Annotated in this window: 22 protein-coding genes; 6 read left to right on the top strand and 16 right to left on the bottom strand. The window is 66.0% G+C overall.

What is annotated here, in order from left to right; translation table 11 throughout:
- Positions 1 to 77 precede the first annotated feature (77 nt).
- Complete coding sequence (gene gnd, locus ACIPV2_RS08615) at positions 78 to 1,163, top strand: phosphogluconate dehydrogenase (NAD(+)-dependent, decarboxylating) (RefSeq protein WP_400840316.1); 1,086 nt, start codon at positions 78 to 80, stop codon at positions 1,161 to 1,163.
- An 86-nt stretch (positions 1,164 to 1,249) separates the two neighbouring features.
- Here the strand turns inward: gnd and ACIPV2_RS08610 are convergent, their stop codons facing one another.
- From ACIPV2_RS08610 to ACIPV2_RS08555, 12 genes are all read right to left on the bottom strand, one after another.
- Positions 1,250 to 1,444 (bottom strand): hypothetical protein, encoded by a 195-nt coding sequence (locus ACIPV2_RS08610; protein WP_400840314.1) that lies wholly within the window; start codon positions 1,442 to 1,444, stop codon positions 1,250 to 1,252.
- A gap of 505 nt (positions 1,445 to 1,949) precedes the next feature.
- Positions 1,950 to 2,087, bottom strand: a complete 138-nt coding sequence (locus ACIPV2_RS08605; RefSeq protein WP_400840312.1) for a hypothetical protein — start codon at positions 2,085 to 2,087, stop codon at positions 1,950 to 1,952.
- Positions 2,088 to 2,110: 23 nt separating this feature from the next.
- Positions 2,111 to 4,474 carry a phosphoribosylformylglycinamidine synthase subunit PurL gene (purL, locus tag ACIPV2_RS08600; RefSeq protein ID WP_400840310.1) on the bottom strand — a complete coding sequence of 788 codons (2,364 nt, stop codon included), beginning with the start codon at positions 4,472 to 4,474 and terminating at the stop codon, positions 2,111 to 2,113.
- A 76-nt stretch (positions 4,475 to 4,550) separates the two neighbouring features.
- Complete coding sequence (locus tag ACIPV2_RS08595; protein ID WP_400840308.1) at positions 4,551 to 5,282, bottom strand: DUF2786 domain-containing protein; 732 nt, start codon at positions 5,280 to 5,282, stop codon at positions 4,551 to 4,553.
- A 386-nt stretch (positions 5,283 to 5,668) separates the two neighbouring features.
- A complete protein-coding gene (locus tag ACIPV2_RS08590) occupies positions 5,669 to 6,154 on the bottom strand; it encodes a pyridoxamine 5'-phosphate oxidase family protein (RefSeq protein WP_101187862.1) in 486 nt (161 codons plus the stop codon).
- Positions 6,155 to 6,272: 118 nt separating this feature from the next.
- On the bottom strand, positions 6,273 to 6,608 hold the full coding sequence (locus ACIPV2_RS08585; protein WP_400840305.1) for a hypothetical protein: 336 nt from the start codon (positions 6,606 to 6,608) through the stop codon (positions 6,273 to 6,275).
- 170 nt (positions 6,609 to 6,778) lie between these two features.
- A complete protein-coding gene (locus ACIPV2_RS08580; RefSeq protein WP_400840303.1) occupies positions 6,779 to 9,319 on the bottom strand; it encodes an ABC transporter in 2,541 nt (846 codons plus the stop codon).
- Between the two features lie 43 nt (positions 9,320 to 9,362).
- Positions 9,363 to 9,935, bottom strand: a complete 573-nt coding sequence (locus ACIPV2_RS08575) for a hypothetical protein (RefSeq protein ID WP_400840302.1) — start codon at positions 9,933 to 9,935, stop codon at positions 9,363 to 9,365.
- Between the two features lie 19 nt (positions 9,936 to 9,954).
- On the bottom strand, positions 9,955 to 11,325 hold the full coding sequence (locus tag ACIPV2_RS08570; RefSeq protein WP_400840300.1) for a plasmid pRiA4b ORF-3 family protein: 1,371 nt from the start codon (positions 11,323 to 11,325) through the stop codon (positions 9,955 to 9,957).
- 103 nt (positions 11,326 to 11,428) lie between these two features.
- Positions 11,429 to 12,385, bottom strand: coding sequence for an HPP family protein (locus ACIPV2_RS08565; RefSeq protein ID WP_400840298.1), 957 nt, complete (start codon positions 12,383 to 12,385; stop codon positions 11,429 to 11,431).
- A gap of 19 nt (positions 12,386 to 12,404) precedes the next feature.
- Positions 12,405 to 14,168, bottom strand: coding sequence for a DNA/RNA helicase domain-containing protein (locus tag ACIPV2_RS08560; protein ID WP_400840296.1), 1,764 nt, complete (start codon positions 14,166 to 14,168; stop codon positions 12,405 to 12,407).
- The gene (locus ACIPV2_RS08555; protein WP_400840294.1) at positions 14,165 to 14,491 is read right to left on the bottom strand and encodes a nucleotide pyrophosphohydrolase; all 327 of its coding nucleotides are present in this window, start codon (positions 14,489 to 14,491) and stop codon (positions 14,165 to 14,167) included. Before ACIPV2_RS08555 ends, ACIPV2_RS08560 begins: the two co-directional genes overlap by 4 nt.
- 76 nt (positions 14,492 to 14,567) lie before the next feature.
- Between ACIPV2_RS08555 and ACIPV2_RS08550 the strand changes: the two genes are divergently transcribed.
- Complete coding sequence (locus ACIPV2_RS08550; protein ID WP_400840292.1) at positions 14,568 to 15,455, top strand: HNH endonuclease; 888 nt, start codon at positions 14,568 to 14,570, stop codon at positions 15,453 to 15,455.
- Here the strand turns inward: ACIPV2_RS08550 and ACIPV2_RS08545 are convergent, their stop codons facing one another.
- Complete coding sequence (locus tag ACIPV2_RS08545) at positions 15,456 to 15,884, bottom strand: (deoxy)nucleoside triphosphate pyrophosphohydrolase (RefSeq protein WP_400840290.1); 429 nt, start codon at positions 15,882 to 15,884, stop codon at positions 15,456 to 15,458.
- A gap of 176 nt (positions 15,885 to 16,060) precedes the next feature.
- Between ACIPV2_RS08545 and ACIPV2_RS08540 the strand changes: the two genes are divergently transcribed.
- Positions 16,061 to 17,143 (top strand): type I restriction endonuclease, encoded by a 1,083-nt coding sequence (locus ACIPV2_RS08540; protein WP_400841786.1) that lies wholly within the window; start codon positions 16,061 to 16,063, stop codon positions 17,141 to 17,143.
- 123 nt (positions 17,144 to 17,266) lie between these two features.
- Here ACIPV2_RS08540 and ACIPV2_RS08535 read toward each other — a convergent pair whose 3' ends face one another.
- Positions 17,267 to 18,460, bottom strand: coding sequence for an McrC family protein (locus ACIPV2_RS08535; protein ID WP_400840288.1), 1,194 nt, complete (start codon positions 18,458 to 18,460; stop codon positions 17,267 to 17,269).
- Complete coding sequence (locus tag ACIPV2_RS08530) at positions 18,457 to 20,595, bottom strand: McrB family protein (protein WP_400840286.1); 2,139 nt, start codon at positions 20,593 to 20,595, stop codon at positions 18,457 to 18,459. Before ACIPV2_RS08530 ends, ACIPV2_RS08535 begins: the two co-directional genes overlap by 4 nt.
- A gap of 103 nt (positions 20,596 to 20,698) precedes the next feature.
- Here ACIPV2_RS08530 and ACIPV2_RS08525 point away from each other — a divergent pair, with 103 nt between their 5' ends.
- Positions 20,699 to 21,088, top strand: a complete 390-nt coding sequence (locus ACIPV2_RS08525; RefSeq protein WP_400840284.1) for a DUF2510 domain-containing protein — start codon at positions 20,699 to 20,701, stop codon at positions 21,086 to 21,088.
- Between the two features lie 58 nt (positions 21,089 to 21,146).
- On the opposite strand, the gene ACIPV2_RS08520 is transcribed toward ACIPV2_RS08525, so the two are convergent.
- Entirely contained in the window at positions 21,147 to 22,100 is a 954-nt protein-coding gene (locus ACIPV2_RS08520) for a TM2 domain-containing protein (RefSeq protein ID WP_400840282.1), read from the bottom strand.
- A gap of 449 nt (positions 22,101 to 22,549) precedes the next feature.
- Between ACIPV2_RS08520 and ACIPV2_RS08515 the strand changes: the two genes are divergently transcribed.
- Together ACIPV2_RS08515 and ACIPV2_RS08510 are read left to right on the top strand one after the other, a co-directional pair.
- Positions 22,550 to 23,827, top strand: a complete 1,278-nt coding sequence (locus ACIPV2_RS08515; RefSeq protein ID WP_400841784.1) for an IS256 family transposase — start codon at positions 22,550 to 22,552, stop codon at positions 23,825 to 23,827.
- 373 nt (positions 23,828 to 24,200) lie between these two features.
- Positions 24,201 to 25,931, top strand: coding sequence for a histidine-type phosphatase (locus ACIPV2_RS08510; RefSeq protein WP_400840280.1), 1,731 nt, complete (start codon positions 24,201 to 24,203; stop codon positions 25,929 to 25,931).
- Positions 25,932 to 25,954: the final 23 nt, after the last annotated feature.

Raw genomic sequence — 25,954 nt, 5'->3', positions numbered from 1 at the left:
TATCCGCACCCGCCCCGCACAGGCCTTGCCACCGCCGGGTGCGTGCGTGACGATGGGAACGCCAATCGACGGGAGACATGATGCAGCTGGGAATGATCGGACTCGGACGCATGGGCGCGAACATCGTGCGCCGACTGATGCGCGACGGACACGAATGCGTCGGATTCGACGTCAACCAGGAGGCGGTCCAGGCGCTCGCCGCCGACGGTGCGGTCGGCGCCACCGACCTGCAGGACTTCGTCTCGAAGCTCCAGACCCCGCGAGTGATCTGGCTGATGGTGCCCGCCGGGCTCACCGGCACGATCCTCGAGCAGGTCGCCGACCTGCTCGACGAGGGCGACATCGTCATCGACGGCGGCAACTCCAACTACCGCGACGACGTGCGCCGCGCCGCCGCGATGCGCGAGCGCGGCATCGAGTACGTCGACGCCGGCACGAGCGGCGGGGTGTTCGGTCTCGAGCGCGGGTACTGCCTCATGGTCGGCGGATCGGATGCCGCGGTGCAGCACATCGAGCCGCTGCTGAAGACCATCGCACCGGGCGTCGGCGAGATCGAGCGCACCCCCGGTCGCACCGGCGAGCTGACGCCGGAGGAGCAGGGGTACCTGCACTGCGGTCCCGCAGGTGCGGGGCACTTCGTGAAGATGGTGCACAACGGCATCGAGTACGGGATCATGGCGGCGATCGCCGAGGGTCTCAACCTGCTCGAGAACGCCGACGCGGGTGTGCGCGAAGCCGAGCACTCGGCTGAGGTCGCGCCGCTGGAAGAGCCGGAGTTCTACCAGTTCCCCATCGACACCGGGAAGGTCGCGGAGCTCTGGCGGCGCGGTTCGGTGATCTCGTCGTGGCTGCTCGATCTCACCGCGACTGCGCTCGCCGACAACCCCACCCTCGACGGTCTCGCCGGCCGCGTCTCGGACTCGGGCGAGGGCCGCTGGACGGTCAAGGCAGCGGTGGACGTGGGCGTGCCGGTTCCAGTGCTCTCGTCGGCCCTGTTCGAGCGCTTCGCCTCACGCGGCGAGGACCACTTCGCGAACCAGGTGCTCTCCGCGATGCGTCTGCAGTTCGGCGGACACAAGGAGCTTCCCGCCGGTGACGTGCTCGAGGCCGGCGGTCGCAAGTCGGAGTCTCACGACAGCGGGCAGTCCGACACCGTCGAGTGAGCCAGCGGAACTGACACGAAGGATGCCGGTCGAGAGCTTCTCTCGACCGGCATCCTTCACGTCGTTTGGGACGTCCCGCGTCGGGTTCAGTCGAAGCGGTCCCCGTCGGCGGCGGTCTCCTCTTCGGCGGCATGCTCGCGCACGGCCTCGTCGTCGACCTGCGCCGGCGGAGTGTCCTGCAGGTAGGCGCGGTCGTCATTCGGGTCGCCCGTGCCGTCGTCCAGGCCGTTCTCGAGCAGCTCGTCGTCGGTGGGCTCGTGTGCGGGTGTGCTGTCGCTCATGCTGACTCCTTCGATCGGATCTCAGCCCACGATCGGCGTGCTCTTCAGAGGAGTCGAGAGGGTTGACAGCCCGCCCTGCCCCCGCACGCGCGGGATGCCTGGCGCCGGTGGGCCCATATGGCCGCGTCGGGCGTGTGGATGCGGCCATATGAGACCTGTGGACGCGGGCTCGCAGCCTCGCGGGCAGGAGCCTCGTGCCGAGTGGGCCCATGTGGCCGGGTCTGGCGTGCGGAGGCGGCACTTTGGGACCTGCGGACGCGGGGACCCAGCCCCGCGGGCACCCCTGCACAGGAGCCTCGCGCCGGGTGGGCCCATATGGCCGCGTCGGTCGTGTGGATGCGGCGCTTTGGGACCCGCGGACGCAGGGACGCAGCCTCGCGGGCACCCCTACGCACCTGAGCCTTGTGCCGGGTGGGCCCATATGGCCGGCTCGCGCGTGCGGAGGCGACCATATGGGACCCGCCGACGCGCGTGCGGACGCGGCCCGCGAACGAGATTCCGCGCGTCAGCCGAACAGCAGCGTGAGCGCGGTCACCCCGCCACCGCCGACGATGAGCGCGACGATGGTCACCCAGGCGACGATCCGGATGCGGCGGCTGCGACGCGCGGCGAGATCGCCGTAGTCCTCGTCGATGTCGATCATGCGTTTCGTCTCGCTTCGCTCGCTCAACGAACGGGAAGCTCGGCGACGGTCGGCCCGAACACGGCCGGAAGCGTGCCACGCGAGGTCTCGCGCAGCTCATCGACCGAGGCCGTGAAGACGTCCTGCACCTCGAGGGCGGGCTCGGTGTCGGTGACGCCGATGCGCAGCACCGGGTAGTCGCGTCCCTCGCACAGTCCGCGGAACTTCACGTCCTCTTCGCGCGGCACGGTCACGATCACGCGGCCGGCCGACTCCGAGAAGAGGGCGGTCGCGGCATCCACGCCATCCCGCTCCATCAGCTCGGTGAGCCAGACCCGGGCGCCGACGCCGAAGCGCATGACGCCCTCGGCGAGGGCCTGGCCGAGGCCGCCCTCGGACAGGTCGTGCGCCGACGAGATCAGCCACTCCTCGCGGGCGGCTCCGAGCAGGCCGGCGAGGCGACGCTCGGCGGCGAGGTCGACCTTCGGCGGCAGTCCGCCGAGGTGGTCGTGCACGACATCGGCCCAGGCTGAGCCCGACAGCTCCGTGGAGGTCACGCCGAGCAGGTAGATGTTGTCGCCGGCATCCTGCCAGCCCGACGGGATGCGGCGCGAGACGTCGTCGATGATGCCGAGCACGCCGACCAGCGGGGTCGGGTGGATCGGCACGTCGCCGGTCTGGTTGTAGAACGACACGTTGCCGCCGGTGACCGGGGTGCCCAGCTCGAAGCATCCATCGGCCAGACCGTCGACGGTCTGCCCGAACTGCCACATCACCTCGGGGTTCTCGGGCGATCCGAAGTTGAGGCAGTCGGTGATCGCGGTCGGAGTGGCGCCGGTGACGGCGACGTTGCGGTACGCCTCGGCGAGGGCGAGCTGCGCACCTGCGTACGGGTCGAGCTGGCAGTAGCGGCCGTTGGCGTCGGTCGAGACGGCGAAGCCGAGCCCCGACTCCTCGTCGACGCGCACCATGCCGGCGTCGTCCGGGAAGGCGAGGGCGGTGTTGCCGCCCACGTAGTAGTCGTACTGGTTGGTGATCCAGCTGGCGTCGGCGAGGTTCGGCGAGCCGAGCATGGCGAGGAACTGCGCGCGCAGCACCTCGGGCTCGTTCGAGCGGGGAAGGTCCTCTGCGGCATCCGCCTGCAGCGCGTCGATCCACGTCGGGTACGCGACCGGACGGTCGTAGACGGGGCCGTCGACCGCGACGGTCGACGGGTCGACGTCGACGATGCGCTCGCCCTGCCAGTCGATGATGAGTCGGCCGTCGCCGGTGACCTCGCCGAGCACGCTGGTCTCGACCTCCCACTTGCCGACGACCTCGAGGAACGCATCGAGCTTCTCGGGAGCGACGATCGCCATCATGCGCTCCTGCGACTCGCTCATCAGGATCTCTTCGGCGGTGAGGCTCGGGTCGCGCAGCAGCACGTTGTCGAGCGAGACGTGCATGCCGCTGTTGCCATTGGCCGCGAGCTCGCTGGTGGCGCACGAGATGCCGGCGGCGCCGAGGTCCTGAATGGCCTCGACGAGCTCGAGCTTGTACAGCTCGAGGCAGCACTCGATGAGCACCTTCTCCGCGAACGGGTCGCCGACCTGCACAGCGGGACGCTTCTTCGGTTTGGCGACGCTGGCGTCGCCCTGGGTTGCTGAGCCAGTCGAAGCATCGTCGAAGGAGTCGGATGCCAGGATCGACGCGCCACCGATGCCGTCGCCGCCCGTACGGGCGCCGAACAGCACCACCTTGTTGCCGACGCCGGTGGCGTTGGCGAGCTTGAGGTCTTCGTGGCGGAGCACGCCGACCGCGAGCGCGTTGACGAGCGGGTTGGCCTGGTAGACGGCGTCGAAGACGGTCTCGCCGCCGATGTTCGGCAGGCCGAGGCAGTTGCCGTAGAAGCTGATGCCGCTGGTGACGCCGTGCACGACGCGCGGGGTGTCGGGGTGGTCGATGGCGCCGAAGCGCAGGGCATCCATCACCGCGACCGGACGAGCGCCCATCGAGATGATGTCGCGCACGATGCCGCCGACGCCAGTCGCCGCGCCCTGGAACGGCTCGATGAAGGAGGGGTGGTTGTGCGACTCGGCCTTGAAGGTGACGGCCCAGCCCTCGCCCACGTCGACGACGCCCGCGTTCTGGCCCATGCCGACCATGAGCCGTTCCTTCATCTCGTCGGAGACCTTCTGCCCGAAGCGGCGCAGGTAGTTCTTCGACGACTTGTACGAGCAGTGCTCCGACCACATCACCGAGTACATGGCGAGCTCGCCGGAGGTGGGGCGGCGACCGAGGATGGTCTTGATCTGCTCGTATTCCTCGGGCTTGAGTCCGAGCGCGCCGTAGGGCTGCTCCTTCTCAGGAGTTGCGATGGCGTTCTCGACCGAGTCGGGAACATGCTGACGAGAGGCAGGAGTGGTCACGCGGGCTCCAGAAGAAGAGGGAGGCGGGGCGAGACCAGTTTAGGCGCTTATTCTTCCGCCACCTTCGACGGCGATCTCAGGTCCCGTCGACGTGCCCCCTCATCGCACGCCCACCGGTGTTCGCCTCTCGCCCCGACCGGCGCCCGCTGTAGAACGACCCGGCGTCCGCGCCGTCCCGCTGTCGGGCCCGCCTCGTCGACATCTCACCGACAGCGGCATCGACGCGTTCGAGCCTCGACGCGAGCACCAGATCGGTTCCAGGACCCGCGTCGTCGATGATCCGCATGCGGCTCTCGCGGATGCGCTCTGCTGCGCCGACGCCGAACCCCCGGATGAATCCGCTGCGGGCCCGCCGCCTGTCGCCTTCCGTGTCGTGCCACCGGCGATGCCGCTCCCCCACCCACCACGCGCGCATCGCGACCATCGCCTGCATCTGCAGGCTGGTGATCAGCACTTTGGCCTGATGCACGTCCGACGCGTAGCCGACGAGATACAGCAGGGACGGTCCGATGCGTCCGCTGCGGCCGCTGGCGTACAGCGGGCGCACCGCGCCGAGCGCGTGGACGACCCCCGCGCCGAGCTCCCGCATGTCGCGCGCGTAGGTTCCGTCGAACGGCATCAGCTCAGTCACGATCTGTTCGCGATCCTGACCCAGCCGCGAGCGCTTCTCATCCAGCCGGGCTTGGTCGATGCCGTACTTGAGCATCAGACGTTCGGCGTGCTCGGTGAGCGCTTCCGCTTCTTCGGGCGTCGTGCGCTCGGCCTTCGCCAGCAGCTTGGCGATGAGATCCAGCTTCGATTCGTGCATGGCTTCTCCTTCGATCGATTGAGTCGATCCTCGGAGCTGCCTCCTACATTTCACGCGCGTATTGCACTGAATGTGCACAAGACGCGCGGCTGCTGATCCTGTGCAGATTGATTAACGTCGGGCGCTGGCGTCCTGTCGCCTAGGCCCGCGCCGGCTCAGTACCGGCCTGTGCCAGCTCGCCCCGGCCCCCGGCTCGCCCCGGCCCCCGGCTCACCGGAGGTAGGCGAACACGCGAGCGACGGATGCATCAGCGTCGTTCGGACCTACCTCCGCGCGTTCGCCTACCTCCGGCATGGCGGCCGGGCGGCACACCGGCATGGCGGCCGAGCGGCCGAGCGGCCGAGCGCCCGAGCGGCACGCCGCCCGAGCGGCCAAGAAGAGCCGGCTTACAACTCGACCTTCCCGCTCTCACCGCCGTCGTACTGCTCGCCGGTGATCTTCGACTTGACGAAGCTGAACACCGTCGCGATGCGGCCGCCGGGGGTGTCCCAGTACTCCGCGGATTCCGCGGTGAAGCGCACGAGACCCACGTCGGGGTCCTCGGGTCCGTCGGGGAACCACGCTTCGACCACGGGGTTCCACAGCTCGTCGATCTTGCTGCGGTCGTCGACCAGCCACGCCGTTCCCGAGAGCGAGACCCACGCGTCGTTCGAGCTCATCGAGACGTTCACGTCGGCATCGGCAGCGAGCTCCGCCGCGGGGGAGGAGCTCTTCGAGATCAGGAACCACAGGTCCCCGTCGAACTCGGCCTCCTGCACGGTGAACGGCCGAGCGACCAGCTTGCCGTCGCCCTTGCGTGTGGTGAACATCGCGAAGCGGAAGTCCTTGATCAGCTCGGCGACCTTCTTACGGTCATCGGTGGTGTCGGTCATCGCCTGCTCCCTCCTGCCGCCCGCCGACTGCGGGCGCCGTGGTGCACCACGATGCCGCCACCTCTCGGCAACGGGGAGGGGGTTGCCGTGCCGTGCGGGCTGGGTTACGGCGCCAGAATCACAGCCGGATGTACGCCGCCCCTTCGAACTGCGCGTCGGTCAGCGCGACGATCGCGGCGGGGACGGTGCGGATGCCGTCCTGCAGATCCTCCACGGCGATCTCATGCGCCCGCATGCCGCCCTCGCATGCCTCGATCGCCGCCCCCTCAGGCAGCTTGTCGATGGCGAGCGCGTCGGCGCTGCGGGTGACGCCGGTGATCGCCGGCCCATTGACGATGATCCGGATGCGATGCTCGGGCCGATCCTTGTGCAGAATGCGCGCCGAGTTGATCGAACGGGCGACGTCGGCGGGGTCGGTGGTCACGTGGATGACGACGGTGCGGGATGCGGTCATACCGGCATCCTGCCACCGGATGCCGGTGCCGCGGCCAACGTGAGACCAGGTCCCGCCAGAAACCACGTTCCGCGCGAGAAACCACTTCCTGCGTGAGAAACCGCGCGCCGGCTGGTTTCCCACGCTGAACGTGGTTTCTCGGCGACTCGGCGCCCCGAGCCGCGCGTCCCTCAGCGCGCGAGGGCCGCCGCCAAATACGGAGCCGTGCGGCTTCCGGTTGCCTGGGCCACGGCATCCGGAGTTCCGGTCGCGACGATTCGCCCGCCCGCGTCGCCGCCGGAAGGGCCGAGGTCGATGACCCAGTCCGCGTCGGCGACGACGTCCATGTCGTGCTCCACGACGACCACCGTGTCACCCGCGTCGACGAGCGCGTGCAGCTGCGTGAGCAGCCGTCGCACGTCGGCGGGGTGCAGTCCGGTGGTCGGCTCGTCGAGCAGGTAGAGCGTGTGCCCTCGGCGCACGCGCTGCAGCTCGGTGGCGAGCTTGATGCGCTGCGCCTCGCCGCCCGAGAGCTCGGTCGCCGGCTGACCGAGGCGCAGGTAGCCCAGGCCCACATCGAGCAGGGAACGCAGGCTGCGAGCAGCCGCGGGGATCTTGGCGAGCACCTCGGATGCCTGCTCGACGGTGAGCGCGAGCACATCCGCGATGGAGTGGCCGTGCCAGCGCACCTCGAGGGTCTCGTCGTTGTACCGGGCGCCGTGGCAGGTGGGGCAGCGCCCGTAACTGCCGGGCAGGAACAGCAGCTCGACGGAGATGAAGCCCTCCCCCTGACAGGTCTCGCAGCGACCGCCGGGCACGTTGAACGAGAACCGACCGGCGGTGTAGCCGCGCTCCCGGGCGAGATCCGTGCGCGCGAACGCGGTGCGCACCGCGTCGAACAGGCCGGTGTAGGTCGCGAGGTTCGAGCGCGGGGTGCGGCCGATCGGCTTCTGGTCCACGCGCACGAGCCGGTCGACGAGCTCGAGCCCCTCGGTGCGCCCGACCGTGAGGGCGTCGGCATCGGACGGTGCGGTCGCCTCCGCGATCCCGGGCTCGTCGGGGTCGGTCTCGTCTTCTGCAGAGTCGCCGGCCTCGGCATCCGGATGCAGGTGATCGCGCACCACCTCGTGCAGCACCCGACTGACGAGGGTCGACTTACCCGAACCCGAGACGCCGGTCACGGCCACGAGCGTCTGCAGCGGGATCGTCACGTCGACACCGTCGAGGTTGTGCAGCCGGATGCCGTCGACCCGCAGCCACCCGGCCGCTTCGCGGCGCTCGCGCGCTGCGGTGTGCTCGCCGTGAGCGTCGGGGAAGAGAAAGGGGCGGGTGAGGCTGGCATCCACCTTCTCGAGACCGTCGACGGGACCGCTGTAGAGCACCTCCCCGCCGCCCTCGCCGGCGGCCGGGCCGACGTCGACGATCCAATCGGCGTGGCGGACGACGTCCATGTTGTGCTCGACGACGAACACCGAGTTCCCCGAGCGCTTGAGCTGTTCCAGCACCTCGAGCAGCGGCTCGGCGTCGGCGGGATGGAGACCCGCTGAGGGCTCGTCGAGCACGTAGACGACGCCGAACAGCCCCGACCGCAGCTGCGTGGCCAGACGCAGGCGCTGCATCTCGCCGGGGGAGAGGGTGGTGGTCACGCGGCCGAGGCCGAGGTAGCCGAGGCCGAGGTCGCAGAGCACGCCGATGCGCGCGCGCAGGTCGGCGGCGATCGCGACGGCGACCTCGGTGCGCTCGCCGCTGGCGGCGGTGGGCAGGGCGGGGCCGGGGTCGGTGATCTCGGTGGTGGGGCGCAGCACGTCCGCGAGCTCGGTCATCGGCAGGGCGTTCAGTTCGGCGATCGAGCGCCCGGCGAACGTCACGGCGAGCGCTTCGCGACGAAGCCCCGTGCCGCCGCAGACCGGGCACGGGCCGGAGCGCATGAAGCGCAGCACCTTCGCGCGCATCATCGCGCTCTGCGAGTCGGCGAGCGTGTGGAAGACGTACTTCTTCGCGCTCCAGAAGCGTCCGTTGTAGGGCTTCTCGATGCGGTCGCGCTGCGGGAAGATCTGCACCACGGGCTGCTCGTCGGTGAACAGCAGCCAATCGCGGTCGGCCTGCGGCAGGTCGCGCCAGGGGCGATCGACGTCGTAGCCGAGGGTGATGGCGATGTCGCGCAGATTCTTGCCCTGCCAGGCGCCCGGCCAGGCGGCGATCGCGCCGTCGCGGATGCTGAGCGAGGGGTCGGGCACGAGCGAATCCTCGGTGACGTCGTGCACGACGCCCACGCCGTGGCAGCGCGGGCAGGCGCCGGCGGCCGTGTTGGGGGAGAAGGCGTCGGAGTCCAGGCGTTCGGTGACGCCGTCGGGGTAGGTGCCGGCGCGCGAGAACAGCATGCGCAGCGAGTTCGACAGCGTGGTGACCGTGCCGACGCTGGAGCGCGAGCTGGGCGCGCCGCGCCGCTGCTGCAGCGCGACCGCGGGCGGCAGGCCGGTGATCGAGTCGACGTGGGGGTCGTGGCCCTGCTGGATCAGGCGGCGCGCGTATGGGGCGACGGATTCGAGGTAGCGGCGCTGCGCCTCGGTGAAGATCGTACCGAAGGCGAGTGACGATTTGCCGGAGCCGGAGACGCCCGTAAAGGCGACGATGCGGTCGCGCGGCATGTCGACGTCGACGCCGCGGAGATTGTTCTCGTGGGCGCCGCGGACGCGGACGAAGGGACCGGCGGCCGGTGGAGTCTCGAGCATCCGGCCGAGTCTAGTGACCGACGATCAGTGCGGCGTCGAGCCGTCAGAACGGGACGGTCAACGAGCCGTCGGCCGTGCGTGCGATGACCTTCTTGTCGATCAGCCGATCGATGACCGCGGGAGCGTCGATGGGCTCCGAGCCGTCTTCCATCGGCCCGTCGCGGTCAGGGTCGTAGCGGTAGGCCGCTTCCAGACGCGCGCGCGGCACCGGCCCACCGAGTTCCCGCGACAGGCGCACGAGGGTGCCGGCGACATCCCCCTCGTCCGGCGTCAAGCGCGTGAACTTCTGCAGCACGTCGCGCAATTGGCCGACTGCGGCCGCGAGAGAGAGGAAGGCCTGACCGGTCAGGATGGATGCCAGGCCGACCAGCAGCTGCCAGAGCGCGTCCTTACCGAGTTCGGTGGTGTTGATGTGCCACCGCTCGTCGGGAGTGATGATCTCCACGACAGACGAGTCGTCGCGCGGGGATCTCGGATCTGCTGTGATGCCCGCGACATTCAGCGCACGGGCTTCGGCGAAGAGCGCTTCGATGTCTTCGGGCGTGAGCCTGTTCGCCAGGTCTGGCTCGATGAGCTGCAGCGCGTCCGGCAGATCCCGCTTCGAGAAGCTGTTCACGAGCGACACTGTAGCGATCTCAGCGCAGCGCTGCCCGCGCGAACAGCCGCAGGTCGTCGGCCGCGCTCGCCGGATGCTGGCGCTGCAGCGAGTCGCCGAGCAGATCGAGCACCCGCTGCGGATGGAAAGTCGCATGCGCGATGTCGCGCTCGGTGAACGCCAGGCGAGTCGACGACTGCCAGCCGCACTGTGCCAGGCCGAACGCGATCGCGTGCCAGCGCTCGTCGGGTGCGGTCCCGTCGGCGACGGCGAGCAGCAGCAGGGCGGCCGCGTCGGACTCGGCGTCGCTGAGCTTGCGGTACACCCCGCGCGTGATCAGCTGCAGCTGGCCGCGGGGGTCTCCGAGGGCCTTCTTCGCTGCGGCGCTCAGCAGCAGGCGCCCCTTCTGCACGCGCATCAGTCCCAGTCGCTGAGCGGCGCCGCGCAGCTCGGAGATCGGCGGGGTCAGCTCTTCCCGGTTCCCCGTGCCGATCCAGTCGTCGAGCAGCCCGAGCTCGGTCATCCCGGTGAGGACGGTGCCAGGTGGCATCCATCCCGCGTCGGTGAGGGCGAGACCGTCGGGGCCGACGGCATCCATCAGCCACGCGAAGGGCCGCACGATGCGCGCCGCCGTCTCGTCGTCGAACTCGAGCGGCTCGAGCACGCCGGTGAGGTGCAGGTGCTGGCGCAACTCGGAGCGGATCGGCGGCGGCAGCTGCGCGGCGAGCTCCACGATCGGCGACTCATCGCCGACGTCACCCGGGCGGCGCAGCTCGTCGCTCTTCACCAGACCCGACATGTCGTACGGCGACAGGCCCGACCCCTGCGGGTTGAACATCAGGTTCAGCTCGCTCTGCGCGCCGACCAGATCGAACGCGCCCGGCGAGAGCGGCGCCCACGGCCCCACGGTCGCCCGCACCCAGTCGGCGATATCGCGGTGCTCCGGATGCTGCGGATCCGCCAGCGCTGCGAGCTTGTCGCGGTATCCGTGGATGCCACCAGCGTCTTCGAACGGCCCACGATTCGCGCCGTCGAGCAGCACCACGGGTGCGAGCAGCGGGGCATCCGGCTGGCGCTCGACGACGTCGAGGCGGTGCACCCACCCGTCGCCGAAGTCGTACTCGTACCAGAGGGTGTCGAGGCTCGAGAGCACCTGGTCGACGGTGGCCGCGTCTTCGGACAGCGCGCTGTTGTCGTCCGCGAAGTCCGGCGACTCCCAGCGCCGCCCCCGAGTGGACGGCTGATCCGGATCGGTGTCGGTGAAGGCGTGAAGGTGCGATTCACGCCAGCCCATGATCGTCTGCAGGGCGATGTGCAGCATGCGCAGCGGCATCTGCCCCTCGATGTCGAACTCGCGCCAGATCTCGGGATCGCTGTCGACGAGAGCGACGCGCAGGCGGTACCGGGTCATGGAGTCAGCGTACGGGTGGGGTCCGACATCGCGGCGCTGTCACCGTCGCTGAAAAGACCTACGATGCGACGGGTGACTTCAATGTGCACGCATCGTGCTCGAGTTAGGTCCTCACTTCCCGCAACCAAGTCGCCAGTCGATGGACAGCCCGCACCTCTGAGCTGAAATCTTGATCTCGATCGTCGAAGTGGGCGATCTTGTTTCTCAATTCGCGGGTAGCGTTCACCCATTCGTTGAAGGCACTAGCACCCAACGACCAACCGAGCGATGCCCAGTTGTCAGCGTAGAGCTTTTGCAGCTTGCCTAGCATGGCCTTATCCACTTCGCTTGGGTCAACACTGGTGAACTTCGCTTTTGCGACTCGCTTTAGTTCTCTCTCGCAGCGCCCAATCGCGAGGAATGGAACCGCCAAATCTTCGAATTGCTCGGTCAAATCTGTCGCTGTCACAATCCCTGCTAGACGGCCGCGATATGTAACAGCAACGAAGTCGTATTTGACGACCGGACCAATGTTCGCGAACAGGTCAGAATGAAGGTCAACGCCGGTGGCCGGCTGCATTATCTCCTGGACCGTAGCCGGATCCTCAGCTCGCAGTCGAGCGGCGGCGTAGGACTTCCAGCTGACAACGCCGATGAGTCGTCGCTCCGTAACGTCATCGACCACTAAAAGCTGGGAGAAATCATAACGAAGCATCATGGTTGTTGCGTCGTGAATCGATGTTCCAGGCTCGACGACGCCGGCCAGGTGGGTGCTACTGGCGTCGAGCAATGCGAAAGACGCGGACGGAATTCGGGCCAGCGTCAACAAGTGCTCATCGGGATGTGAGATAGTGCTGTCGGATGCGCTCCTAATGACAACAGGCGTGTCGAGTGTTCCCGTATCCAGCGGTGGTATCACCTCCAACTTCATGGCGGCGAGATCATTCGTGACAGAATCTAGTACGTTCCGTCCACGCCCCTTTGCGCCCCAATACCCGATAAGTTCCCGCACGGAAACCGCCGTCTTGGAGGTGCGCAACTCGTTCAAGAACTTTTTTCTATCACCGAACGTGCTGGCCACAGTTGGAACCTGAGCCGCATTAAGTTGATTCATTTGTCTGATCCGTTTCTCTGACACCGTTAAATTGACGTTCAAGCCGCTTCCTCAGCCCCTCATCGCACACATACACGTACGTCCCGAGCATCCCCCGCGTCAGCAGCACCCCGTAGATGTTCCGGATGAACACGAGCAGGTCCTCGTCACCGAACGCGTCCTTGAGGTGCCCAGTGTTCTCCTTGCCCTTCTTATCGCGATACGCCTCGCGGTCCGCGACTATAGAACCGTCCGAACCAAGACGCAGATCAGGCCCGATGATCACGCCGGCGTAGTTCAGGTCGTACCCCTGAACGGTGTGGATCGAGCCGACCTCCTCCAGCGACCCCGGAGCGTTGATCCAGTCCTTGTCGGTGCTGTTCCAGCGCATCGGCTCGCCGTCGATCTCGATGTCGAAAGCTGAAGGGTCTCGACGCGACACCCAGTCCCACGCATACCCGGCCACGAGACGCGACAGCCCGACCTCGCGATCGCGGGCGCGGATCGCACGGCGCATCTCCCCGAGATCATCGAAGAAGTGCAGGTCGTAATCGCCGAGATCCGGGCGCTCCGGATGCTCGCCCCGCAGAAGCGCACGGATGTACTCGACGTAGTCCGCCCCGGCGCGCACCCGCATCTGGGTGGTCAGCGGGAAGAGACGGTGAAACTCCCTGGCATCCCGAAGCTCTTGCTCGAGCGTCGCCGGCGCGAGGTCGTGCGGCCGCACGCTCTGCGCGCCGTCGACGAGCAGCAGCCGGTGACGGCTGCGCGCCTTGATCCAGTCGAGCTGCGTGCGTGACGGATCGTCCCAGCCGAACAGCTTTTCGTTGATCTCGCGGAACTTCTTGTTCTGCACACCCGACGCCTGATTCGCGCGCTGGCTCAGCCGGTGCGTCTCGTCTACCAGGATCAGGTCGAACATGGCATCTGACTCCCCGACTTGAAACGGCGTGAGCACCATCGCCGGGTCGAGCTTCGGCGTCTTCTTGAACACCTGACGCACCGACTGCCGCAGCGACTGCTGCGGGATCACGAGAGCCATCTTCAGGTTGCGCAGCAGCTCGCGGTTCTCGGTCGTGAAGAACTCGGCGAACATCGAGTCGGGCTCGACGTCGTCGTGGTCCTGGTAGTCGCGGATGTCGGCGAGCAGCTTCATCAGGAAGATCGCGATGATCGTCTTGCCCGTGCCGGGATCGCCCTGCACGACGAGTGTCGAGCGGGCATCCGGATGCTGCAGATCGGCCAGCAGGCCCTCGACGATGTCTTCAATCGCGATGGCCTGATCGTCGGTCAGCGCTTTGAACGGCGAGAGCTTGAAGAGGTCGCTGTTCTCGATCTGAGGGATGCTGCGGCTGAACAGCCCTTCGGCCCGCAGCGCTTCGAAGACGTCGCGGAACGATTCGCGGTAGATCTCGCGCTCGTAGTAGCGTGCGTCGCTGAGGCCGTCGTTGCCGTTCAGGATGCCGTACTGACCGTCTCCGTGGAACCAGCGGATCAGGTGCGATTCGAGGTCGAGGCAGACGGACTTGTTGAAGCGCTCGCCGAGGACGACGCGGATCGACTCAAGACCTTCGTCCTTCTTCGAGCTGGCGAGATGCTGCCGCATTCGGGATGCCGCATTCACCGTCTCGCCGACGTAGAGCTTCCTATTGCGACCGGAGCTGTCGAGCACGTACACGACCGGCCAGTCGGTGTGCTGCGCGTCGCTGCGTCCCCACGCGTCGACATGCTGACGCTCGAAGGGGAGTCGCTCGATGCTGAACTCGGTCATGGGTGCAGGTCCGTGTACTTGGTGATGCGGCCCTTCGACAGCTCGACCGGATACTTCGCGCGGGTCTTCTCGAGTTTGCTCAGCACGATCTCGTCGATGTCGACGCCGAGCCTCGCCGCCATTTGGAAGCAGTAAGTGAGCACGTCGGCGAGCTCTTCTTCTACCCGAGTCTGGCTGGGCGTCCGCCCCCACTGGAACAGCTCGAGCAGCTCGGCCGCCTCGATCGAGATCGACTTCGCGAGGTTCTCAGGGGAGTGGAACTGATCCCACTCGCGCTCGACGGCGAAGTCGCGAAGGGCCTGCAGCGTTGCGGGGGACGGCATGGGGAGAACGTAGCAGGAGAGTGCGCGCAGAACTGAGACGCTCGACCGAGGCGGCGGTGTAGGTAGATTGAGCCGCATGGCACGTCCCGCGCTCGAGCAGCAGGCAATCCGAGAAGATGTTTTCCGTTGGCTTGATGATCGGCGTGCCGCCGGAGCGTATGAATTCAGCCGCGCTGAGCTCATCAGCTATTCGTACCAGGGTGAGCGCATCCCATTGCTTGATACTGGTCGCGGTATTCGCAATCCGGCCGACTTCGACTCGACCCTGACCATCATGACGAGCTCAAAGAAGACCGAGTACTCCGACGGAATCAGCGCTGAGGGGCTTGTGCGCTACTCGTATCAGTCGCGCGACGGTGGCGACAATCGAAAGCTTCGCAACGCGTACGACAATGCAGACCCGCTGGTCTACTTCCTCGGCGTGCGTGCCGGGTTCTTCGTTGCCTTCTACCCGGCTTACATCGTGCACGATGATCCGCTTCGGCGTGAGGTTCATGTGGCGCTCGACGAGTCACTGAGATTCTTCGATGACCCCCTGCACTTGAACGAGATGGAGCGTCGGTACGCACAGCGTCTCGTGAAGGCGCGCTTACACCAGCCCATGTTCCGAGCACGAGTGCTGCGCGCGTACGCCACAGCTTGTGCCATCTGCGAGTTGAAACATGCCGAGCTACTCGACGCGGCACACATCGTTCCCGACGCGAGCAGCCACGGCGTCGCGGAGGTCACGAACGGTCTCGCCCTATGCAAAATTCACCACGCTTCGTACGATCGGAACCTTCTCGGCATCACGCCGCAGTACGAGGTCCGCATCGATCGAGCGTTGCTTAAGGAGATAGATGGGCCGATGCTCCGACACGGCCTGCAAGACATGCACGGTCGGCCGCTGACGCTTCCGCAAAAGAAGGCGGACTGGCCTTCGCGCGACCGACTGGCAGAGAAGTACGACCAGTTCGCTGCGTAGTCAGTGCATCGCCTGCCAGTCAGAGAGCACCTTGCGCACGGCAGGAACGTCTGCCGGGGCCCAATCAAGCTCCGTAAGCCGGCTGATCTCCACCCAGTTGAGCGCGGCGTGTTCGGACGGCCTTGGGAGACCCTTCTCGAGAACCGCGTAGTAAGTCGAAAGGCGAACAGCGCCGAAGTCGTAGGGGTGCGTCGTTGTGGCTATGTGATCGCCTATCGTGATGCCGCAGCCGAGCTCTTCGAGGATCTCTCGCTTTAGCGCAGCGTGATGGGTTTCGTCCGCCTCGACTTTGCCGCCAGGGAACTCCCACATTCCTTGCAGTGCCTTACCGGGGCCGCGCTGCGCGGCCAGCACAGTTCCGGATCGTGTGATCACAGCGCCGACGACGTCGATGAACCCGCTCGACTGTTGCTGAAACCGTGCTTGCACGACACCTCCCTCAGCTCGAGCTCTTGGAGAACAGGCTACCCATCCGAACCTCCAGCGCTCGACAGTGCGTAGTCATTTACCCGGGTTGGCTCCAGTGGGACCGCCTCCGCTATGGTCGAAACGACTCTCTGAGGGGAGAGTCGGCCTCACTCAGTCACTGAAGATCGGAGCGAATGATGGAGTTCGCGGAGCGCCTTGAATCTCTCGCCGTCAAGGTCAGAAACCAGGCCACAGCAATCGGCACCGAGGAGGCGACCAAGAATGCCTTCGTGATGCCGTTCATCTCGACGATTCTTGGCTACGACGTGTTCGATCCGCTCGAGGTGGTGCCTGAATTCACCGCTGACGTCGGAACCAAGAAGGGCGAGAAGATCGATTACGCTATCGTGCGAGATGGCGAGGTTCAGATTCTCATTGAGTGCAAACCGTCGATGGGCTCCCTGAAGATCGAACACGCATCGCAACTGTTTCGATACTTTTCGGTCACGAACGCCCGGATCGCGGTGCTCACGAACGGCGTCGTGTGGCACTTCTACACCGACCTCGATGCTCCCAACCGGATGGATGCCAAGCCGTTCCTGGTTCTGGACCTGCTGGATATCGACGAAACGCTTATCGTTGAAATTCAGAAGCTCAGCAAGGAGAGCTTCGATCTCGAGTCCATCATCAGTGCGGCCGAGGAGCTGAAGTACATCGGTGCGCTGAAGCGAGAGATCGCTGCGCAGTTCCGAGAGCCGACAGATGAGTGGATCAAGTTCTTCACCTCTAGGGTGTATGACGGTGCGTTCACCCAGCGTGTACGCCAGCAGTTCACCGGACTCGTAGCCAAGGCTGCTCAGCAGTTCCTCACCGAGCGTGTAAACGACAGGCTCAAGGCTGCACTTGGTGTGAGCGGAGGCGGCCAGCTTCTGGCTGTTCCGTCGCCGTCGAGCGCGGAGGTGGTCGAAGCGGATCTCGATCGCGACACCGAGATCGAGACAACGCTTGAGGAGTTGGAGGGGTACCAGATCGTGAAGGCGATCGCCTGTGGCGAGGTAAAGCCACAGCGGGTGACACAAAGGGACGCGAAGAGCTACTTCGCCGTGCTGCTGGACGATAACAACCGCAAGCCGATCGCGCGCCTCCATTTCAATGGCAAGCAGAAGTACCTCGGTCTGCTCGACGAAGACAAGACCGAAACGCGGCACCCGATCGTCGATCTCGATGAGATCTACGTCCACGCTGAGGGCATTCGAGAAGCAGTGCGACGCTACGCGTAGACGAGCAGAGCCCCCATAGTGTCGCAGCACGCTCGATCTGCTCTGCCTTAGGACAGCCCGGGCGTCCCTGAGTGGTTCTGCTGAGCTAGGGCGACGGCCGGACCGTCGATTACTTCGGCATCACTACCGGAGTAGATTGCCGAGCCGACGCGCAGCGGCCAGCAACTCCGTCGGATCGCCGCTCAGGTCGACCGCGTGCGCGACAACTGTCACCCCTGCCGAGGGAATCTCGTATCGTCTTGGTTCGACATCGCCGGACACGTAAAGCAGGTGGGCTTCGGGGGCGCCCGCCGTGATTGCGTACGCGAGCGCCTGATATACATCAGCGTTGGGCGGCGAGCCGCTGCTGCCGCCCCACACCTTGTACTTCGTGTCGGCAATGGTGACCACGCTCCCACCGCGTGAGATCACGATGTCGGGGCGCATCCTCACTCGGCCGTCGGTATCCAGGTGCCAGTCGGACACCTGGAGGTCGACTTCATAGCCGGCGCTGCGCAACTGCTCCTGGAGCACTCGCCCGACGAAGTCTTCGTAAACTTTCGCGACGTTCAGCAGGAAGGTAGAGCCGGCTTGTGTACCAGCGGTGTGAGCCCATGACGTCGCTTCGAGCACCCATCGGGCCAGCAGCAAGGCCGGGTGGTATCGCGAGTTGAGTCGCGTTTCCGCCGGCAGAGCGATCCGCCTCCCGAGCGGGAGATCTGAAACCTCGGAGAAAGTGATCAGGGCTGTGCCCAAGCGGTCGACGATGCCTGCTGGCAACTGCTCCATTCGAATCAGAGCGCGAAGCGCGGCCTTGAGTATGCGGTTTTCCGTTATGTCTTCGGTGTAGTCGTCGTAAGTGAGCTCGACCGGTACGGGCATGCCGGGACGAAGCTTTAGCTGTCGCGCGACGTCCCAGCGGCCGCGGATCACGGTCCCTGTCTCATCGACTGCCACATAGCCCTTCAACAATCCCCGTCTCGTCGCCGCCTCGACCGCGCGAAGCAGAGCATCGGCCAGAGCCGTCGGAACATCGTCGTCGGATGAGAACGAGAATGCGGACTCGCCCACATTCGCCTGGATGCCGGCGTATGACGCCATGAAGATGAGGCTGCGCAATGGCGTCTTGGGGCGGATGAAAAGGCGCACGTCATCGATTGCGATGACACCGACCCGCGTGATGTCTCCGATCCGCCAGGTTCCCGGTTCGAACGTCGGACTGACGCGGCAGAAGTTCGCCGCCTGTAAGCGGGATGCTTGTGCCGAGGTGAGTGCGACGAGGGACTCGCCCTTCTCATTGATCTCCTCGACTCGCGACTGACCTGCCTGCAGGGTCACGACTCTCCTGACGCTCCTTTCCTATCAGCGAGTGCTCTGAACAGGGCATCGACGCCGTACCGGACGTGAACATCAACCCCCGTGCCGACGTGCCGCTCTTCGAGAAGCGGAATGATGCTCTCTTCCCAAACGGCGCGAAGATCCTCTTCCGTGAAGTGGTCGGGGCGAAGCAGATGGCTCGGACCGATGCGGTCCTCGCGATCTCGGATGCTTGCATTCAACAGCTCGAAGAGTTCGGCAACGGGCAGCGACTGCGGGTACTCGATTGTCCAGCGATCCAAGATGCCCTTGACCGGTGGGACATCCGGGTGGAGTTCGAAGAAGGAGAATCGACGACGCATGGCTGAGTCAAGAAGGGCGATCGATCGATCGGCTGTGTTCATCGTGCCGATGATCAACACGTTCGGCGGCAGCGTGAACGACTTTCCGCCGTCGTCTCCAGAACCGGCATAGAGAACGTCGATGGCGTCGTTGCGGTACTCGAGCAGGTAATACAGTTCACCGAAAACCTTGCTCAGGTTTGCGCGATTGATCTCATCGATCATCAGGACGTGCGGCACATCGGGGTTCTTTCGCGCCTCATCTGCGATCTCGCGGAGCGGCCCACGGGTGAGAGAGAACGAGAGCTGCCCGGCTGCGTCAGTCACCGGCCGGTAGCCGGCGAAGAAGTCCTCGTACGTGTACGACGGGTGGAACTGAATGCGTTTGATCACGCTGCCTGGTTTCCCGAGTCGTTCGGCCAGCGCACGTGCGACGTATGTCTTGCCGGTTCCGGGAGGACCGTAGAGGATGACCTGACCTCGGCGGTACAGCGCACTCGTCACCTTGCGGAACCACATCTCGTCCAGGTGAGTCGCAGCGGCCAGCCCGGTGAGTTCGAGATCGGTGAGGGTGAAACCCCGTGGATCGAGCACCTCGGCATCGAGTTCTGCCAGCTCGTGCGTCGGCGGGTCGGCGGGGGTGGGAGCTGGTCGCTTCTTCCACCGCTGTTCGAACGCGGGATCGTACAGATCGATCGGCTTCCCCTCCTTGACCTGCAACGCGATCATTATCGCCTGCAGATCGGCATCCGCATCGTCGGAGAACTCGCCGCCGATCTCGCCGATGAAGGCCGACCGGATCTGTTCGCGGTGCTCGGTTGAGACGACCGGACCGAAATAGCCTGGGTGGACCAGATACAGAAGGGCATATCGCTGCGTCGGAAACCCCTGATCCGCGCCCATGACGACATCACGCCAGCGGCGTGGATCTGCAAGTGCGCTCTGCTGCTCATCGTCGCTCAGCTCAGTCCATGCCGAGAGCACGTCGAGGACGACCGTGACCGCATGATTGATATGAGATTGCATGCCTACGCCGGGGTTGAAGGCGCCACCGGCGAAAGCCGTGTCGAAGACGCGAGGGATCTCGACAGGGTGCTGCATCAGCTTCAACGCCGATTCCACTCGTTCGCGCTTCTTGGCGTGGCCCATGACGCGTGCGATAGGCAGCAGCTGAAACGCGAGCACTTCCGCCATGAGCAGCTTCTGGTCGTCGGTCGCGCCCGCGATCTGCAATTCGAGGTTGGCGTTGAACCCTCTGCCGTCCTGCTTCTCGGAGGCAACCCAGAGGGCGTGGAGGTCGCGGATGTTCTGCGCCGTCCACAGCTCGCGACCGGGCGCGAAGGCAGAAAGCCCCTTCCGCAGGCATTCCTCGACGATGATCTCTGCCGCTGCGAGCAAGCGCCTCTGGTTGTTGTCGTCGCTCACCCAGCGCTCGGGTAGGGCCCGCTCGACTTCGTTTCGACGGCGGTCGCGTTCCATGGCGCTGAGTCGCTGAGCCTCGAGGTGCAGCTCGTTGCCAGGATGTTCGCGGATGGCGGCAAGGCCGCTGGGAGTGATCGACCATTCGCCGGCGAGAGACGGATTCTTCTGCAGCCATCCGGCAGCAACGAAATCAGAGCTTGCGAACCGCCAATTCGTCTCGCCTCGCGGGCGATTCTTCGTGTTGATCTCGGCCTCGTACCCAGTAAGGGGCACGCGTGCAGACGCTTCCTGCCAGATGTTGGTGACCGGCACGTATTCACCGCTCGGGGCCATATCGGCGAGGATCTCGAGGGCGCACCGCGCGCGCTCAGCGGTTTTGAGTTCCTTCTCCATGCTGCTCCTCGTGTCCGGCTAATTGTGAGTCTAAGAGAGCGCGGGGACACGCGTACCGCCCGCTACGGTGACCTCAAACGCACCACGATGAAAGGCGACCATCATGGCAAACGCGACTGAGGGCTGGTATGACGATGGATCGGGCACGATGCGCTGGTGGGACGGCCAGCAGTGGACGGACGCGGTGCAGCCGCCGGCGCCGCGCGAGCCCGGGCTGGACGGCGTGATCAACCGAGCCGTCGCTGACGCGTCGGCTGGCGCGCAGCCTCGCCCGGCACCGCAGGGTATGAGCTACGTCGTGCTGCAGGTCGTGCTCAAGGAGAAGTTCTTTGGCAGCGGCTCCGGCAATCTCACGGAGCTCGAGCGCGTGATCAACCAGCAGGCGTCCCTCGGCTACCGGCTGCACACGATCAGCACTGCATCATCCGGCAGTCAGGGGTTCGGGGGAGGCGATCGCATTCAGGCGACGATGGTGTTCGAGCGCCTCACCTGACTGAACGATCGCGGCCACCGGTTGACTTGCGGATCTGCTCGAGAGGGCCGTTCGGCCCCTACTCGGCGCCGGATGCCTCGTCGAAGTCGCGTTGCCAGTTGTCCATCTCTTTGTCTCGCCCGATGAGCCCATCGATCGAAACCTGGAAGATGAGACCGTGGTGGGCGTTGACCTGCCGGATGTTGTCGAGCAGTTGATTGTCGACCGCTTCGACAGCGCGCTGCACGTCCTGAGCATGCCGCGCAGGCGCCTCCCACAGGTGCGGGTTGCTGAGGATGTCGAGCAGGTAGCTCTGCCCTAAAGCCGTCGCCAGCTTGTCGAATTTGTCGATGTATTCGTTCTCAGCGCGACCCCGCTGCGCTGCGTCGGACTTCGCTGCGAGGCGAGCGAAGAGTTCAGGAGTGTTCGCCTGCAGGGAATCGATCAATCTCGCGATCTCCGCAGCCGATGCCTTGCCGGCGGCCGCATGGGCGGTGTACGCCGGCCGCAGCTCCACGATCTTCGTAAGTGAGGCACGCAGACGCGGTGGCACCGGGTCGCCCGACTGCAGGCGCTTGGGGCTGCTGCGTCGGCGTCGATACCAGAGGATGGCCGCCGTGCCACCTGCACCCACGATGGTCAGGGCCGCAGCCCCTGCGTAGGGCGCACTGCCAGCGCCGAAGGTCGAGGTGAGTGCTCCAAAGAGCATGGCGAGACCGAAGATCCCACCATAGAACAGACCGAAGGCTGCCCACACCCGCTTCTTGTAGTGGTCATAACCGGCGAGCCGGAAGCCGTGGGCATCCCGCTGACCGCCGCACAGGGTGATCAGGATGTCGATGAACCACCAGTAGCCGAGGCCGCCGAAGGTCAGCAGTTTGAGGAGGGCGGTGCCGGTCTTGCCGAGGTAGAAGCGGTCGGCGCCGACGAAGCCGAGGAAGAACGAGAGCGCCGCCGTTGTCAGGTAGCTCTTCTGGCCAGTCGGTGCTCGGTAGGGGTAGCCAGCCGGCGGAGGTACCTGGCCTTGCTGCATCCACGGGGACGGCTGAACTGGGTACGGTGGGCCCGCATAGGGCTGAGTCGGATAGGGCTGCCGCTGCGGTAGTGGTTGCGCACCGTATGGCGCCGGGTTCTGCTGCGTCGGGTAGGGAGGATGCGGTGGCTGCGCGCCGTAAGCCGGGGGAGACGGTGGCTGCGCCCGATAGGGCTGTGGATTCGGCTGTGGCGGGTTCGGCTGCCCACCATAGGGCGGAGGGTGTTGTTCAGACATATCGGCCCCTTCAGATGATCAGGAGCTGCAGTCAGCTCTGCGTGATCGCCGGGGCGCGCCCGGAGCGCTGGCAGCGGAGCGTGTCAAATGGTGTGTGTAAGGGGTGAGGTCTCCTTACGAAAGGAAGCACACTGGTGGCTATCGATAAGGCGTCGCGCGAGGCGCGGCGGAAGTCTCAGGCTGAGGGCGCGCAGCGTCTGATTGAGTCGGGAATGCTGGATGATCTGTTCGCGAAGATCGACGCGGGCGAGGTCCAGCTCGACGGGGATGGCGGGTTCATTCAGCAGCTGATCAAGACCGGCCTCGAGCGCGGCCTGCAAGCCGAGCTGACCGAGCATGTCGGGTATGAGAAGGGCGTTCCGGAGGCGCGGCTCTACAACAACTCGCGGAACGGCTCGTTTCCGAAGACGGTGGGCACCACGGCCGGGGAGATCGAGCTCGCCATCCCGCGGGATCGCAACGGCACCTTCACGCCGCGTCTGGTCCCGACCGGGAGCCGGCGGCTGTCGCAGCTGGACGAGATGATCATCTCGCTCTACGCCGGCGGGATGACCGTCCGCGATATCGAGCATCATCTCGTCTCCACGCTCGGCGTTGACCTATCGCATGAGACGATCTCGAACATCACCGAGGAGATCGCCGACGAGGTCCTGGCCTGGCAGTCACGCCCGCTGGAGGCGTTCTACCCGGTGATCTACCTCGACGCGCTCGTGGTCAAGGTCCGTGACGGCGGACATGTCCGCAACAAAGCCGCGCACATCGCCGTGGGCGTCGATATGGACGGCATCAAGCACGTCCTCGGGATCTGGATCCAAGCGAGTGAGGGCGCGAAGTTCTGGGCCGGGGTCTGCGCGGAGCTCGCTAACCGCGGCGTCCGGGACGTGCTGATCGTCTGCGTTGACGGGCTCACGGGGTTCCCCGAGGCGATTGAGGCGACCTGGCCGGAGTCGATGGTTCAGACCTGCGTGGTCCACCTGATCCGCAACGCCATGCGATTCGTCGCCTACGGGCACCGCAAGGCCGTCGCCGCGGCGTTGAAGCCGATCTACCAGGCGCCGACCGCGGACGCCGCACAGGCGGCGCTGGACGCGTTCAAAGCCTCGGAACTCGGACGGGCGAACCCCAGATCGGCGCAGGTCTTCGAGGACGCCTGGGAGCGGTTCACGCCGTTCCTGGCGTTCCCGCCGGAGCTGAGGCGGGTGATCTACACGACCAACGCGATCGAGTCGTTGAACTACCAGTTGCGCAAGGTCATCAAGAACCGCGGCCATTTCCCAAACGATCAGGCGGCCGTGAAGCTGCTCTGGCTGGCGATCTGCGACATCGAGGACAAACGTGCTCGCGAACGCGTCAAGGAACGCGGCCTCGGGCGCGGCGCGAAACGCAAGGCCGAAGGACGGCTCGTTGAAGGGCAAGTCGTCACCAACTGGATGAAAGCCCTCGAACAACTCGCACTCGTCTATCCCGAGCGCATCGAGCCATACCTCTAACCCCGAGACCCGACTCCTTACACACACAACTTGACAAGCTCTGGCAGCGGCGAAACCACCTATCGTTCCGCCATCATCTCACTGGATCAGAGCTTCACGGCTATGGGGCGCGCGCACAGGCACCTCATCCTCAAACAACGGCCGCCGGCTCGATGCTGTCGTCCTCGTTGGACGCGAGCCGAGCGACGCCCGTCGGCGAGCCAGGGCGGCGCTCTGGCAGTGGATCCACCGCAAGGTCGACCACCTGTCCACCAAACCCGAGCAGATGCCGTTTCGTCCTCCGTACTCCCGCCGGTCACCCCTCGTTCACCTCAGCCGAATATCCCTGGAGGTCGGCCCGCGTTCGCGGCACATCGCTCATAGGAGATCCGCCTTGCCCCTGCTTCCTCCCCTTCTCGCGCGCCGCTCCACGGCATCCGGCCGCCGCGACTGCGCCACCAAGACCGCAGCCGTCGCTATCGCATTCGGCGCCGTCGCAGCCCTCGCCATCGGCGGGCCCGCGAACGCCGCCGACAACGAAACCCCCGACGGCTTCTACAGCAGCAAGCAGCCCTACATCGCGCCGACCGACGCCGACATCGCCGCGTACTCTCCGGCTCCCGACGGCTATGAGCCTCTCGCGACCGAGAGCGTCGCGCGTCACGGGTCGCGCGGGCTGTCGAGCTTCAAGTACGACGCGCTGCTGCACCTGCTCGCGAACACCGCACAGGCCGAGAACGGCTTCCTCACGCCGGAGATCGGCGCGGAGTTCATCGCGAACCTCGAGGGCATCACAGCGGCGAATGTCGAGAACGGCTACGGCATGCTCACCCGCCAGGGCGAGCTGCAGCACGAGGCCATCGGGCAGCGCGCCTCTGAGCGCAACGCGAAGCTGTTCGACGCCACCGACGGCCGCATCGTCGCCCAGACGTCGGGCGAACCGCGTGCCACCGAGTCGGGCGAGAGCTTCCTCGCCGGCTTCGGCGCCGACGATGTCGAGCTCGAGCCGCGCCCCGAGCTGCTTTATTTCCACAAGGTTGAGAACCCCGACGGCACCGACAAGGCTGAGGGATCGCCCGAGCGCGAGAGCGCCGACGCCTACGACGAGTACATCGACAAGCAGACCGATGATGGCGGCACGATCGCCGCCGCGATGGACTACATCGAAGATCTCCCGCGCTCGGTCGAGGTGGCCGACGAGCTGCTCTCGGGCATCTTCACGCCCGAGTTCATCGCATCCATCGGCGCCGACGAGGAACACACCTGGTTCAACACCGTCGACGGCACTGAAGACGGCGAGATCGTCTGCGCGCCGGGCGCGGACGCGGCCGCCGATCCGGATGCCTGCGGCGACCCCGAGAAGTCGATCGAGAGCCCGGTCGACGCGGCCATGACCCTGTACAACCTCTACATCATCGCCGTCGACATGGCGGAGGAGAACGTCGCACCGCACGAGTTCGACTTCGCCCAGTACTTCGAAGGGCGGGAGACGGATGCCGAGTGGTTCGCCTACCTGCTCGACGCCGAGGACTTCTACGAGAAGGGCCCCAGCCTGACCGGGCAAACCGAGACGTTCGACGTGGCACAGCCGCTGCTCGACGACTTCTTCGCAGCCATCGACGAGCGCGTCGCCGGTGGCGATGTCGCGGCGACGTTCCGCTTGGGTCACGCCGAGACGATCGTGCCGTTCGCGGCGCTGCTGCGCCTGCCCGGCTCCACAGTCGCCGCGCCGGACGACACCGAGCCGTCATCCGCAGACCACGTGTACGACTACGAGAACAACCCGTGGCGTGGCGCCGAGGTCACGCCCATGGCGGCCAACGTGCAGTGGGATGTCGTGGCCCGCGCGGGCGTCGACCCGGCGACCGGCATCGACTACACCCCGCTCGTGAGGATGCTGTACAACGAGCGCGAGACCGCCTTCGCCGACGGATGCCGTCCCATCGCCGACGGATCGAACTGGGTCAAGGTGACCGAGCTCAAGCGCTGCCTGAACGGCGAGAAGACTGAGGAGAACCCGTTGATCGGCGACGCGGCACCGACCGGCGCGCTGGCCGCGGTGGGCGGCGTGCCCGGAGCGATCGCCCTCCTGGTCGTGAAGCGGCGGCGCACCACGCAGGAGTGAGACAGGCGGGGCGCCGGCGGTGG

It is taken from the genome of Microbacterium sp. NPDC089987 (genome assembly GCF_044748505.1).
Lineage (GTDB): Bacteria > Actinomycetota > Actinomycetes > Actinomycetales > Microbacteriaceae > Microbacterium.
The sequence above is the reverse complement of the archived record's forward strand: the minus strand, read 5'-3'. Positions and strand labels throughout refer to the sequence as shown.

What these genes read in the sequence shown, in the direction of transcription:
- gnd (WP_400840316.1), top strand. Translation starts at nt 78, where the DNA reads ATGATGCAGCTGGGAATGATCGGACTCGGACGCATGGGCGCGAACATC.
- ACIPV2_RS08585 (WP_400840305.1), bottom strand. Translation starts at nt 6,608, where the DNA reads ATGACCGCATCCCGCACCGTCGTCATCCACGTGACCACCGACCCCGCC.
- ACIPV2_RS08595 (WP_400840308.1), bottom strand. Translation starts at nt 5,282, where the DNA reads ATGCACGAATCGAAGCTGGATCTCATCGCCAAGCTGCTGGCGAAGGCC.
- ACIPV2_RS08555 (WP_400840294.1), bottom strand. Translation starts at nt 14,491, where the DNA reads ATGCCGTCCCCCGCAACGCTGCAGGCCCTTCGCGACTTCGCCGTCGAG.
- ACIPV2_RS08580 (WP_400840303.1), bottom strand. Translation starts at nt 9,319, where the DNA reads ATGCTCGAGACTCCACCGGCCGCCGGTCCCTTCGTCCGCGTCCGCGGC.
- ACIPV2_RS08610 (WP_400840314.1), bottom strand. Translation starts at nt 1,444, where the DNA reads ATGAGCGACAGCACACCCGCACACGAGCCCACCGACGACGAGCTGCTC.
- ACIPV2_RS08525 (WP_400840284.1), top strand. Translation starts at nt 20,699, where the DNA reads ATGGCAAACGCGACTGAGGGCTGGTATGACGATGGATCGGGCACGATG.
- ACIPV2_RS08515 (WP_400841784.1), top strand. Translation starts at nt 22,550, where the DNA reads ATGCTGGATGATCTGTTCGCGAAGATCGACGCGGGCGAGGTCCAGCTC.
- ACIPV2_RS08570 (WP_400840300.1), bottom strand. Translation starts at nt 11,325, where the DNA reads ATGACCCGGTACCGCCTGCGCGTCGCTCTCGTCGACAGCGATCCCGAG.
- ACIPV2_RS08605 (WP_400840312.1), bottom strand. Translation starts at nt 2,087, where the DNA reads ATGATCGACATCGACGAGGACTACGGCGATCTCGCCGCGCGTCGCAGC.
- ACIPV2_RS08560 (WP_400840296.1), bottom strand. Translation starts at nt 14,168, where the DNA reads ATGACCGAGTTCAGCATCGAGCGACTCCCCTTCGAGCGTCAGCATGTC.
- ACIPV2_RS08590 (WP_101187862.1), bottom strand. Translation starts at nt 6,154, where the DNA reads ATGACCGACACCACCGATGACCGTAAGAAGGTCGCCGAGCTGATCAAG.
- ACIPV2_RS08530 (WP_400840286.1), bottom strand. Translation starts at nt 20,595, where the DNA reads ATGGAGAAGGAACTCAAAACCGCTGAGCGCGCGCGGTGCGCCCTCGAG.
- ACIPV2_RS08520 (WP_400840282.1), bottom strand. Translation starts at nt 22,100, where the DNA reads ATGCAGCAAGGCCAGGTACCTCCGCCGGCTGGCTACCCCTACCGAGCA.
- ACIPV2_RS08540 (WP_400841786.1), top strand. Translation starts at nt 16,061, where the DNA reads ATGGAGTTCGCGGAGCGCCTTGAATCTCTCGCCGTCAAGGTCAGAAAC.
- ACIPV2_RS08550 (WP_400840292.1), top strand. Translation starts at nt 14,568, where the DNA reads ATGGCACGTCCCGCGCTCGAGCAGCAGGCAATCCGAGAAGATGTTTTC.